This is a genomic window from Kribbella sp., assembly GCF_035687465.1.
GTDB lineage: Bacteria > Actinomycetota > Actinomycetes > Propionibacteriales > Kribbellaceae > Kribbella.
Genome location: NZ_DASRXP010000051.1, coordinates 1 through 10,372, shown reverse-complemented (window position 1 = coordinate 10,372; position 10,372 = coordinate 1). Strand labels below are relative to the sequence as shown.

The 10,372-nt window shown below is 63.0% G+C and carries 11 protein-coding genes; 4 read left to right on the top strand and 7 right to left on the bottom strand.

Going from position 1 to position 10,372, the window contains the following annotated elements:
* The first annotated feature begins 307 nt into the window (after nucleotides 1–307).
* On the top strand, nucleotides 308–1,570 hold the full coding sequence (gene tcmP / locus VFG33_RS02620; RefSeq protein ID WP_325021962.1) for a three-Cys-motif partner protein TcmP: 1,263 nt from the start codon (nucleotides 308–310) through the stop codon (nucleotides 1,568–1,570).
* On the opposite strand, the gene VFG33_RS02615 is transcribed toward tcmP, so the two are convergent.
* The 5 genes from VFG33_RS02615 to VFG33_RS02595 all read right to left on the bottom strand — a co-directional run bounded on the left by VFG33_RS02615 (nucleotide 1,559) and on the right by VFG33_RS02595 (nucleotide 6,343).
* Nucleotides 1,559–2,308 carry a DUF5131 family protein gene (locus tag VFG33_RS02615; RefSeq protein ID WP_325021960.1) on the bottom strand — a complete coding sequence of 250 codons (750 nt, stop codon included), beginning with the start codon at nucleotides 2,306–2,308 and terminating at the stop codon, nucleotides 1,559–1,561. The genes tcmP and VFG33_RS02615 overlap by 12 nt on opposite strands.
* 355 nt (nucleotides 2,309–2,663) lie before the next feature.
* On the bottom strand, nucleotides 2,664–3,452 hold the full coding sequence (locus VFG33_RS02610; RefSeq protein WP_325021958.1) for a hypothetical protein: 789 nt from the start codon (nucleotides 3,450–3,452) through the stop codon (nucleotides 2,664–2,666).
* A gap of 236 nt (nucleotides 3,453–3,688) precedes the next feature.
* On the bottom strand, nucleotides 3,689–4,501 hold the full coding sequence (locus tag VFG33_RS02605; protein WP_325021956.1) for a PIN domain-containing protein: 813 nt from the start codon (nucleotides 4,499–4,501) through the stop codon (nucleotides 3,689–3,691).
* A gap of 584 nt (nucleotides 4,502–5,085) precedes the next feature.
* Entirely contained in the window at nucleotides 5,086–5,550 is a 465-nt protein-coding gene (locus tag VFG33_RS02600) for a PPC domain-containing DNA-binding protein (RefSeq protein ID WP_325021954.1), read from the bottom strand.
* Nucleotides 5,537–6,343, bottom strand: a complete 807-nt coding sequence (locus VFG33_RS02595; RefSeq protein ID WP_325021952.1) for a hypothetical protein — start codon at nucleotides 6,341–6,343, stop codon at nucleotides 5,537–5,539. Before VFG33_RS02595 ends, VFG33_RS02600 begins: the two co-directional genes overlap by 14 nt.
* 51 nt (nucleotides 6,344–6,394) lie before the next feature.
* On the opposite strand from VFG33_RS02595, the gene VFG33_RS02590 reads away from it, so the two are divergent.
* The 3 genes from VFG33_RS02590 (at nucleotide 6,395) to VFG33_RS02580 (ending at nucleotide 8,732) form a co-directional block, all read left to right on the top strand.
* Nucleotides 6,395–6,538, top strand: coding sequence for a hypothetical protein (locus tag VFG33_RS02590; RefSeq protein WP_325021950.1), 144 nt, complete (start codon nucleotides 6,395–6,397; stop codon nucleotides 6,536–6,538).
* Between the two features lie 977 nt (nucleotides 6,539–7,515).
* Nucleotides 7,516–8,256: a helix-turn-helix domain-containing protein gene (locus VFG33_RS02585; RefSeq protein WP_325021948.1), complete on the top strand. Its 741-nt coding sequence runs from the start codon at nucleotides 7,516–7,518 to the stop codon at nucleotides 8,254–8,256.
* On the top strand, nucleotides 8,256–8,732 hold the full coding sequence (locus tag VFG33_RS02580; protein ID WP_325021946.1) for an NUDIX domain-containing protein: 477 nt from the start codon (nucleotides 8,256–8,258) through the stop codon (nucleotides 8,730–8,732). Before VFG33_RS02585 ends, VFG33_RS02580 begins: the two co-directional genes overlap by 1 nt.
* Here VFG33_RS02580 and VFG33_RS02575 read toward each other — a convergent pair.
* Both VFG33_RS02575 and VFG33_RS02570 read right to left on the bottom strand, forming a co-directional pair.
* The gene (locus VFG33_RS02575; RefSeq protein WP_325021944.1) at nucleotides 8,696–9,385 is read right to left on the bottom strand and encodes an HD domain-containing protein; all 690 of its coding nucleotides are present in this window, start codon (nucleotides 9,383–9,385) and stop codon (nucleotides 8,696–8,698) included. The two genes, VFG33_RS02580 and VFG33_RS02575, sit on opposite strands and share 37 nt — an antisense overlap.
* Before the next feature lie 80 nt (nucleotides 9,386–9,465).
* Nucleotides 9,466–10,197, bottom strand: a complete 732-nt coding sequence (locus VFG33_RS02570; protein ID WP_325021942.1) for a helix-turn-helix domain-containing protein — start codon at nucleotides 10,195–10,197, stop codon at nucleotides 9,466–9,468.
* Between the last annotated feature and the right edge of the window lie 175 nt (nucleotides 10,198–10,372).

The following is a 10,372-nucleotide window of genomic DNA, read 5'->3' as shown; positions in this document are numbered from 1 at the left end:
GAGAGTCGCAGCTATCGCGGTGTGGTGGGCCATCGCGATTCCCTGGTCCCCGGGGATCGAACGCAGCAGGGGCGTCGACAAATCGCTCATCCGCTGCTTCAACGCGGCGTGCAGGGCGTCATTGTCGCGATTCGGAAAACGCAGCAACGGATCTCCTGGTCGTCCGCCCGATCAGGGCTCCAATCGCTGAGACCTGATCCTTGCCGATCACCTGCGATCCGGGGGGGCCGACGCGCGGGAGTTCATGCGGCTGTGAACGTGATGACGTAGCGTAGTTTGACGGTCGCATTGCCAGGAGGCGGTTGTCGTGGAGGGTTCAGCTGACTCAGCGTCGCACGGGGATCCTCTTGAGGAAGACCTGGAGGACTACGATCTCGGTGGCGAGACTGGTGGCGAGCAGGATGTCCGAAGCGACGACCCATTCTTCGTCTCAAAGCAAGCTGCGGCCGTGTTCAAACACAAAATCCTCAAGGTGTACTTTCCCAAGTTCGCCGGCAAGGCGGGGTCCACAGAGCCCGACAAGCGTCTCGTCTACGTTGACACGCACGCCGGCCGCGGGTCGTACGACGACGGTACTCCGGGCAGCCCGCTACTGATCGCACGGAACGTGGCAGCGATGTCTCAACGCCAGATCGAATGCCTGTTCATCGAAGCGCGTAAAGGAAACCATCGACATCTGAAGACCATCCTCGAGCGGGAGATGCCTAGCACGGCACGGTGGGAGGCTCTCTACGGCACAGCCAGTGGGCAATTGAACGAGGCACTCGCCTACGCGGGCGACTCGCCGCTCTTCATGTTCATCGATCCGTACGGGCTCGGCCCGACGTTCCCTGAGGTCATCCGTATTCTGAACCGTCGGCGGAAAGGGTTCGGAAGCAAGACCGAGGTGCTGCTGAACTTCATCTCCGGAGCCTTCGCCCGTGCCGGCGGGTACCTTCGACTGAGTCCCTTGACTCCACAGCAACACAAGACACTTGAGCACCTGGACGAGGTGCTCAATGGGCCGTGGTGGCGCCAGGTCTATCTCTCAGCTGCGACACCAAGTGATGCTGTAGAGCAGATCGCGGTCGAGTTCGCCAAGCGCGTGGAGCGATCGACTGGCTGCCGTTCGACGCTCATCCCGGTCAAGAATCGCGCCCACCATGTCCCCTTGTACTGGCTTCTGCATTTCACGCGGCACCCCGACGGTGTCTGGTGGATCCGCGAGGCGGCGAGCCAAGCCAGCGCGGAGTGGCGACGGTACTGCAACCCACCTCCGCCAGAAGACGATGGCCTCTTCCCGCTGGAGGACGAATTCCCGGAAGAGGAGGCGCGACGCGAAGCAGTGTGGGTCGATCAGATTGAATCGAATGCACGCTCATTGCTGACCCACAACGGGGTGGTCAATGTCCCGCTCGACGCAACCGCCCTCTTCGGAAACACACTTGGCCTTGCGTGGAGCAAACACCTGCGGCAGGCTCTCGCGCGCTTGTACGCCGACGGTAGGTTGGAGCCGAAACCAATGTCCGACCGGCTCGACAAGTACGTCGGAACGGCGGTCGCGGCTCGTGGCGTACCCTCATCCGGCTGACGCAGTATCCGGCATTTCATCCCAGAGCTGCCCGTCGAGCTCACGGCCCAACGACTTTGGCGTCCGCCCTCCCCACTGCTTGAAGAAGAACGGAACATCGCTGCGCAGACACGCGTCCCGGATTCCGCGAGCCCAGCCGAGCTCCATCGGACGGCACCGCGGGCCGGACTCACCGCCGGCGATTACCCATCCGATACCGCTCAGGTTGATGCTGTCCAGCGGACCGAGCAATGGCTCGCAGGACAGAAACCTCACGGCGGCCGGCACTTGACGAAGATCGTCGACCCGCGACAGGACGCCGGAATTCTCGACCGACACGCCCAGCCACAGATTCTCGGGCCAGTCGAGCTGCCCAGCCATCCGTCGCAACCGCAACGATCGCTTGGTAAGTACCTGGTATGTGTGCTGAGGCGTATCCCTGATCACGTCGAACACATCGCGCACAAAGGCGATCGGCACACGCGCATGGAACAGATCGCTCATCGAGTTCACGAACACCACCCGGGGCGACCGCCAGCGGTAAGGCTCGAACAGCGTTTGCGGATGTACCGTGACGCCGAAGCCAGGTCCGGACGTCCGCGAATCCCCATCATTCTGGTACTTCGCGTTGCCCATCGCCTTGAGCCGTTTCGACAATGTCAACGCGTAACAGTGATCGCAGCCGGCCGACACCCGGTCGCAACCGGTCACTGGGTTCCACGTCGCCTCGGTCCATTCAATCGCTGATCGGTCACTCATCCGCCGGCCCCTCCAGTACGTCGCGAACTCGCCGCTGCCTTTAGCATGACGCACATCCAGTGCCTGGTTCTGGACCCCTCGCCGCAACCACGCGGTCGCGCCCTCAGTTCAGGCGAGATAGCCTCAGGAGCCGGACAGATCCGTTCTGCCAGTGGAAAGCAGCGATCAATTTGCGGATGGCAACGAACAGGCGGCCATCCGTTTCGGACGCGGCGAACACCAGGCTGTCGCTGGGGCACGGTACGCAAGTCAGGGCCGTGCGCGCCGCCTCACATCTACGCGGCAACAGCAACTCAGATATCGTCGGAAGGCCGAGCACGCTGCTGTGGCCGCTGTCCCCGGTCGCAGTACAGAGTCATGGCGCTGGGTCGATACGGACGAAGCCCAGGCCACCATCCATCACGCAGAACTCTGCCAGCTCCGCGGCCATCTCGTCTGGTGCGGTCAGCAACAGCCGACGTACTGCCTTTCGATCGCCGAACTGAGATGGGAGCGTGCGAGGATAACGATCGGACGCCCAGAAAGCATCATCGCGATTATCGAGACGCTCGAAGAACGCGTCGACCACGTCAGGCCATCGCGGCGACAACCACCACTGCCGACAGGTGCCAACGGCGCGCATCGCCAGCCAGGAGACCACCACATGCACGCCCTTCTCGTCTGCCTGGTCGAGAAGGGCATCGAGCTGCCGAGCGCCGTGTTCCCTCAGTGCCTCCAGTTCGTCGCCTCCCAGATCAATGAGTGTCATCCCATTCGGCAGAACTCTCGCCGGATCGAACACCTCGTCGTACGCGAAGCCGAACGCTTCTTCCAGCGATTCGGCGCCATACTCGTCCAGATCGTGTCGTTCGAGCAGTTCGGCAGCGGCTAGGCCCTCAGCGAATATCGGCCACAGATTCTCGGCATACACTCGGGTGGTCGCCACATTCGTGCGGAACATGTCACCATCGGAAATCCGCGAGTCCGGACCTGCGTGCCAGTCCTCGATCACGGAGTTGCGCCACGTCAGATGCGTCAGGGCCAACGGCGCGTACCTGAGTAACGTCACCACGTCATCGGGATGCACTCCAGCCTGCCGCAACGTCTGATCGAGCAACGCCGCATCGAACGTCTCTGCGAACCAGTCGCGCTGATCGTGCCCCATCGACTCCTTCTCTCTGTGATCGTTTGCCGACGGCTCCAAGCTAACTATCGGCCCGGCTTGGACTAGACCAGCGAGCCTGTGCCGACTGCCCAGGTCCGACAGTGATTCGCGGGGCTAGGCAAATGAGCTGGCCGATATCCAGCCGGGTCACGGATGGAGCTGCAAATCTTCGCGATGCTGGCCGACCTGGGCAGACCAAAGGGGGCGTGGCTCGACGTAGGAGGTCGGCCGCCGAATCAGTCTCGCTCGTCGCGGAGCTGCCGCACCTCAAGTCCGTGCGCCTCGGCGCGCAGCCGCATGCTGAGGTCGCGCGTGAACAGGAGCGTTGCAAGGCCGGACAGCGTGTCCAGCTGACCGGCGAACTGGATGATCATCCCGTCGGCGTCGTGAGGTCGCGCCGGGCCTTCGTGGACGTACACCTCGAGCGTCGTACCGTCGGTTAGCGGTGTCGGCTCGGCCGGCGGGCGTGGCCGCAGATGCTGGCTCAACCACTTCAACGCGGCTCTGGCCTTCGTGTTGGTGTCCTTGCTGCCGTTGCGCTTAGACCGATCGAGCTCGTAGATCACGACCAACGGGATCACTACCCTAACGCCATCCGTCGTGCCTGCCGCAAGCTGCCAGTCGACTGCAGCAACGTCGTGGTGTGGATCCAGGAAGATATTGGTGTCGGGCACCACCAGCGTCCGGGCCGGCGACACCCAGCGCTCCACGTTCTGCCTCACCTTGTCCTGTACATCCTCGAGCCGCCGCTCGAGGCGCTCGCACTCAGTCAGCACCTGGCTGATCACCCGTGGCGCCATCGGATCACAGCCGACCAGCGACCAGTACGCCGGTGTGTGGAGTAGGTCGGCGACCGCCTCCACGGTGAAGACCGCCCCTAACAGCCGTTCCGCTTGCTCCACGAACCGCACGTACGAGGCCACCATGTCCGCAGGCCTCACGCCTGCGGACATACCGCGGAGATTGCTCGCGCCTGCGGCGATCGAGCGAACTACGTCAGCGACGCCCTCACCGCGGACAGCGGGAAGAATCGCGGGGATGTCCAGCATCCCTCCATCTTGGCATGCCTCTCCGACATGTCCGCTCATACAGCCTCGGTCGCCGGATGGGCCAACTGTGCATGATTGCCAACCCACCCCTGGCAGCCAACTGACTAACGCTGCTCCGCTTTAGGTCTGATCATCCGCGGTTCGCTGATCGATTCCGTTAGGGACAGCACAGGTCGTAGCCGAGACAGAATTGGAGGCTGGGTCGCGACCATCTATCGAGAACGCCGACCAGTTGCAGATCGAATGCGGGAGCTAGCTGCTGGGAGATGTTGCGCAGGGCTTCTTTGAGCTCCGGAGGACAGTTCTGGGCGACGAGTTCGGCCTCGATGAAGCTGTCCGCGTCGAACGGAGCCTTGTGACTCTGTGGGACCCCTTTGACGCACCCTTTGCTGAGCTCGGTCGGTTCTCCTAGCGGTCCGGGAGTCAGCTTTGGAGGCGTGGAACACCTCGTGCTCGCAGGGTTCCCGCAGCTAAGGCCAGTCATCTGTTGAAGAACTCGCTACCACCCTTTTCCGTACTGTCGGAGCATGGACGGACGAGAGATCAGGTTGGCTGTCGTGTCGCGGCTGCGCGGCGGTCAATCGTCAGGATTCTCCGAATGTCAGTAGCGGCACGTCGTACATCGCTGGCTGGCGGGTTCTGATGAAACTGGGAGCACTGACCTCGACGAGGTACACCTCAGTCAGAAACTGAATCTTGGCGCCGAGGAGGTGGCTGGTATGGGCAGTGGCTGAGTGGGCCTTGAGGCCGACGGAGACATGGATGTGTGGGAGGACGACGTTGGACTCTTCGTCGTAGGCGAGGGTGCCTGCCCCGATAGCCTCGACGTTTTCTAGGTGGACGGCGCTCCAGACGGGCGCGTCGGGGTTGTCGAGTCTTTCGCAGGTGCCGACTAGTTGGACTTCTCGCATGCCGGCGATGAACATCGGGATGAAGCCTTGCCGTACGTCGTGCTCGATGCAGAACTCAGCCAGCGCAGTGTAAAAGTCGTCGCCGTGGTCGAAGTGGACGACGAAGGTTCGGCCCATGGTCAGTTCAGCGGCGCGCAAGGGTTTCTCCTTGGGTAGTTTCAAGCCTGTCGAGGTAGGCAACGTAGCGAATGGCCGTGTTGAGGCCGCTGGTGGACAGGAGGCGACTCCTCGGGTGAGCGAAGCCGTCAACGCCGAGCAGGGCGAGCTCCTGGCATCGCTTCCGGAACCATCCCCAAGAGATGTTCAGATAGCCGGCCAATGCCTCGAGCCTCCCAGCGGCGGTCGACTGAGTGGCCACTGACTCCGCAGCGAGATGCCCGGTGATCTCTCGGTACGTCGACCAGCGCGAAGGCGGTGCACCAGCGTCGACGTACCAGAGGCCGGGCGCGCGAAGCCAGTTCGCAACGATCACATCATCGGCGAGGACGAATCCCTCGATCTCACCGAGCTGCGGCTCGGCGCTCAGCTCGACCCGGATCGCGAACGCCTCCATGAGCGCCATCGCAAGTAGAAGCAATACGCGCTCGTACTGCGGCGATGAGAGCACCTCATGTGCCGGGATGCAGAAGCCCCGCCGGGTGCCGCCGCGTCGCGACGTACGGCGGAGGTATTCGAACTTGTGCGACCAGATCAACCACGACACCGCGTCCTCGCCGCGCTGCTCCCGCGTCCAGAACAGCGGCGCGGCCGTAAGCCGCTCCCAGTGCCGCATGATGTGACGAGAGCAGAAGCGCGATCCCAACCACTGCCTTGAGACCGCGTTCAGATCTGGCACTTCGCTGAGCGTCGCCGCCGAAGCGGGCCGCCCCTCATAGTGCGCCAGACGCCCCTGGTACCGGTCCAGCTGCGCATCATCTCCCAGCAGCGCCAAATCGGTGTTGGCGATCGCCCAGATGATGCCGACCGTCAGATCATCCAGAAGATGTGCTGTCGGAACCAGCTGTGGTCCGGTACTACGCACAGCTCGACCCGCGAACCGTCGACCGTCGGAAACGTAGTACCGCGGTTCGTCTCCGTGCGGATCCGCAGCGACCAGCAGGGAGCGGCGATCCGGGCGGCTCAGTGACCGGACAGAGTCCTCAGGCGGCTCAACCACGACCCATCCTCGACCGGTGCCCTCAGCAACGCAGTGGTGGGCGGCGAGCTCCACGCCGACGAACGACCGTCCCCCCGGGACGCTGAGGGCTTCGACAGCGCCCGCTTCCGCCGCCTTCTGCCCGCTTCCGACAACCTCCAAGAGCGGCCTCACCTCTCGAGCCGCAGGCGAGATGCTCCGATCCGGGCTTGTACGGCGCCGCTTTTGGAACCCGAGCTCAATGGGTTCGGAGACGCCTAAGGCATTGCAGAGTGCCGATCGCACATCTGCCGCCGGCCACGAGTACCAGCCACGCTCCCAATCCGAGATCGATTTCGAGGTAATCGCCGCCACTCGACCCGTCGTTCGGTAGATCTCGCTGTTGATCAGGTCGGCCAACGTCGCCTGTGAGATCTCGCCTCGAGCTTTTCGCAGGAGCTCGTTCGGCTGCCGCACCCGGCTAGTGACGGCCATGACCGGTGAGCTGGCCAGCGGAAACAAACCGAAGATCCGGCACCGTGTAGGTGTCCCTGGGGGTCGTTTGCGACCGGTCAACCCCGATGTAAGCCACGGCCAACTGCCGGCCGGATCCATCGCCTGCGAGCACTCTCACCCGCACGGTAGTTTCGAACCCTTTCGGCGCGGCGGTGCGCCTTCCCTGGATGACGACTCGCCCACCACGAAGCTGACCTTGCTGCTCGAAGATCCACCGCTCGACAATGCTGCGCGCCGTGGACTTCGGCGTCCGACTGAAGAGACCGGATCTGGCTACCAAGACCTGCCATACCCCTCCTTCTCGCCGGGTGGCGATCTCGAAGGTGTACCTCACTCGGCCTTTCATCGCTGCCTCCTCCAGGTGATACCCAGAGACTGCCCCCAGAGGCCGGGACGTCGCCACGGCGTGGCTGGACGTGTCAAAGACGTCCCGCCTAGGCTGGAGACGTCCCGAGATGTCTAAGGTTAGGTTCATGGCCAACGAACGACTGCGAGCTGTGATTCTTGAGAAGGGCCTGACGGCCAATGCGCTCGCGTCGGACCTGGACGTAGACGTCAAAACTGTCGAGCGCTGGGTCAACGGCCGGATGCCCTACCGGCGTCATCGGTACGCCGTTTCGAGTCGTCTGGGCGTCGACGAGAGCTACCTCTGGCCGGACGCGCTCTCCAGAGATCAGGTCGTTGCCGCGTCAGAGAGCGAAGTCATCGCGGTGTTCCCGCACCGATCCGAGGTGCCGCGGGACGCATGGCGACGCCTCTTCGAGTCTGGTGAGGAGGAGATCGGCGTCCTCGTCTACGCCGGCCTGTTCCTCGCCGAGGACACCGGACTGCTGAGGATCATCCGCAAGAAGGCGGAGTCCGGCGCACGGGTTCGGATCCTCGTCGGAGACCAGGAAGACATACACATCGCCGAGCGAGGTGAGCAGGAAGGCATCGGAGATGCGATGGCCGCCAAGATCCGCAACGCGCTCGCCCTCTACCGCCCACTTCGCGAAGTGGAGGGCATCGAGTTCCGCCTGCACAGAACGGTGCTCTACAACTCCATCTATCGGGCAGATGACCAGCTAATGGTCAACACTCACGTATATGGCTTCACTGCTCCCCATGCGCCGGTATGGCACCTGCGAAAGGTCCCCGGTGGTGAGTTCGCGAATGTCTATCTGGAGAGTTTCGAAAGAGTCTGGGACACCGCGATGCCGTTACCGGAGGACTGATGCCGAAGCGAATCGACTACTACGACGACCCATCCGCGCCAGCCGCCAACAGCATGGTCCCGTCGGTCAACGTAGTAGTCGAGAACGAGGCCAGCGAGATCCTCATGATCCGTCGCTCCGACAACGGCAACTGGGCAGTCCCGGGCGGCGCCATCGACCTCGGCGAATCGATGTCGCAGGCCGGCGTCCGCGAGACGTTCGAGGAAACCGGCATTGAATGCGAAATCACCGGCATCGTCGGGATCTTCACCGACCCTAAGCACATCATCCTCTACACCAGCAACGGCGAGGCGAGGCAGGAGTTCTCGATCTTGCTGACCGGTCGTTGGGTCGGCGGCCGACCAACCCCCAGCAGTGAAAGCACCGAGGTCCACTGGGTCGGAGCGTCCAAGCTCGCTGACCTCACCATGGATCGATCAATGCGCCGGCGCCTCGACCATTACCTCACCCGACCGTCATCGCCGTACTTCGATTGAGTCGAATTGGGCCACCGTGCGGTTGCGGGCGGCCGTGGCGCGATCGACGCCTCCGGTATCGCAGAAGGTCGGCTTGCAGTACAGCGTTGGGCAGCGAGGTGTGACCCACCCATCGCCGCTAGCCGCGCTTCCACGGTTCGTGACGCATGTCTCAGGATTGGCGCTGATCGGGTGATCGAGCGATAGACTATGTGGTCCTCTGGATAGCGAGTCAGGATCTCGGCGAGTCGGTAATCGACGTCAGTGGGTGTGCCATCGACACCTGTGGTCATGTCGCAATAGGTCAAAGCATCCAGCAACTCAGGCGGGGGTGCAGCGAACTCCTTCGAGATGGACGGCATCCCGCGCTCCTCGGCTTCAACAGACGCACCGGTGTGGTGCGCCACCAAACGACACAACAGATCGGGGGCCATCAGTACGTCGCGCAGATACCTCGCCCCATCCAGCGAGTGAAAGCCCGTCGAAGCGACGCTCGATGCATAGCCGATGTCATGCAACCAGGCAGCGACCTCAATCAGCTCAGCCTCCTGCGCCAGCACCCGCGCTAGGCCGCGTGCACGTCTCGCAACTCCTTGGGTGTGAGCCCATCTCCGCGGCAGCTCGGTCTCAAGGAGCTTCCGTGCGGTCTCGCTGGCATCGTTCGCGTTGATCACATATCTGACGCTACGACGACTGCGTGCTCACATGGGAGGACTTCCTGGGGACATCTGGGACGTCTCTGGTGGCCGGCCCGTCACGTATCGAGCAGGTTCGCCTGATGCCAAATGCGATCGAAGCTTGAGAGGTAGAACCCGACGATCCCCCCGTCATCCTTCTGGTGAAAGTGGTACACCGGTGCGTCGGCGGCCGGGACGCCGTACAGATGCTGATTCACCAGGACTTGACCATCGGCGCGGTAGATCGAGTTGTAGAGCACGGCGTCGTGCAAGCGAAGCTCCACCTGACCAGATGCGGCAAGAGGACGGAGACGTTCGACTGCTTCATCGATGCACTCCGAAAGGACCTCACCCTCGGCCTCCTCTGAACCCGTGCGGTCGAGATCGAGACGCTTCGAGTCGCCAAGGACTACAGCGACTCTGATGCCCTTCGCCGCTTTGTCGGCAAGGATCTGGAGGAAGCGAGAGTTCTGGACCAAGAATCTGGCGCTGTAGGCAAGGATGTTGATCTCGTGCTGGGCAGCGGCAAAGGTTGAGAGCCAGGCATCCTGCGGGATAAGGCTGCGGCGCGGGTAAACCGCGGTGAGCTCGGCCGGCCTCGACTTCGCTGCTCGTAGCGCGCGAAGCTCCGGCCAAAGCTCCCCCTCGTCGACACCGAGCAACCGGGCCAGCTCACCGCGATGCTTCGGGTACGGCAGACGCCCATCCAGCCATCGGCGCACGGTCTTGGGGTCGACGACAAGCCGTGTCGCCAGATCCCCTTCGACGAGCCGCGCCTCGAACATTGCGCGCCGGAGTGTGTCGTTCATCCGATCTCCCGCCTCACCAAGGTCCAAGAAGTCCGTAGTCGTCCTCGTAACGCTAACACAAGAAGTCCGTAGACGTCCTAGCCGCGAGTACTGCCGTCCCGGCTGTCCGGACCACTGTTGGAGAGTCCGCTGAGCGCTATGGGGCGCAGTCGGGACCAACCATTCAGGGAGTGAG

Excerpts from the sequence above, each read along its gene's own strand:
- VFG33_RS02615 (WP_325021960.1), bottom strand. The coding sequence starts at position 2,308 with ATGAGTGACCGATCAGCGATTGAATGGACCGAGGCGACGTGGAACCCA.
- VFG33_RS02610 (WP_325021958.1), bottom strand. The coding sequence starts at position 3,452 with ATGGGGCACGATCAGCGCGACTGGTTCGCAGAGACGTTCGATGCGGCG.
- VFG33_RS02605 (WP_325021956.1), bottom strand. The coding sequence starts at position 4,501 with ATGCTGGACATCCCCGCGATTCTTCCCGCTGTCCGCGGTGAGGGCGTC.
- VFG33_RS02590 (WP_325021950.1), top strand. The coding sequence starts at position 6,395 with ATGTGCTGTCGGAACCAGCTGTGGTCCGGTACTACGCACAGCTCGACC.
- VFG33_RS02585 (WP_325021948.1), top strand. The coding sequence starts at position 7,516 with ATGGCCAACGAACGACTGCGAGCTGTGATTCTTGAGAAGGGCCTGACG.
- VFG33_RS02580 (WP_325021946.1), top strand. The coding sequence starts at position 8,256 with ATGCCGAAGCGAATCGACTACTACGACGACCCATCCGCGCCAGCCGCC.
- VFG33_RS02570 (WP_325021942.1), bottom strand. The coding sequence starts at position 10,197 with ATGAACGACACACTCCGGCGCGCAATGTTCGAGGCGCGGCTCGTCGAA.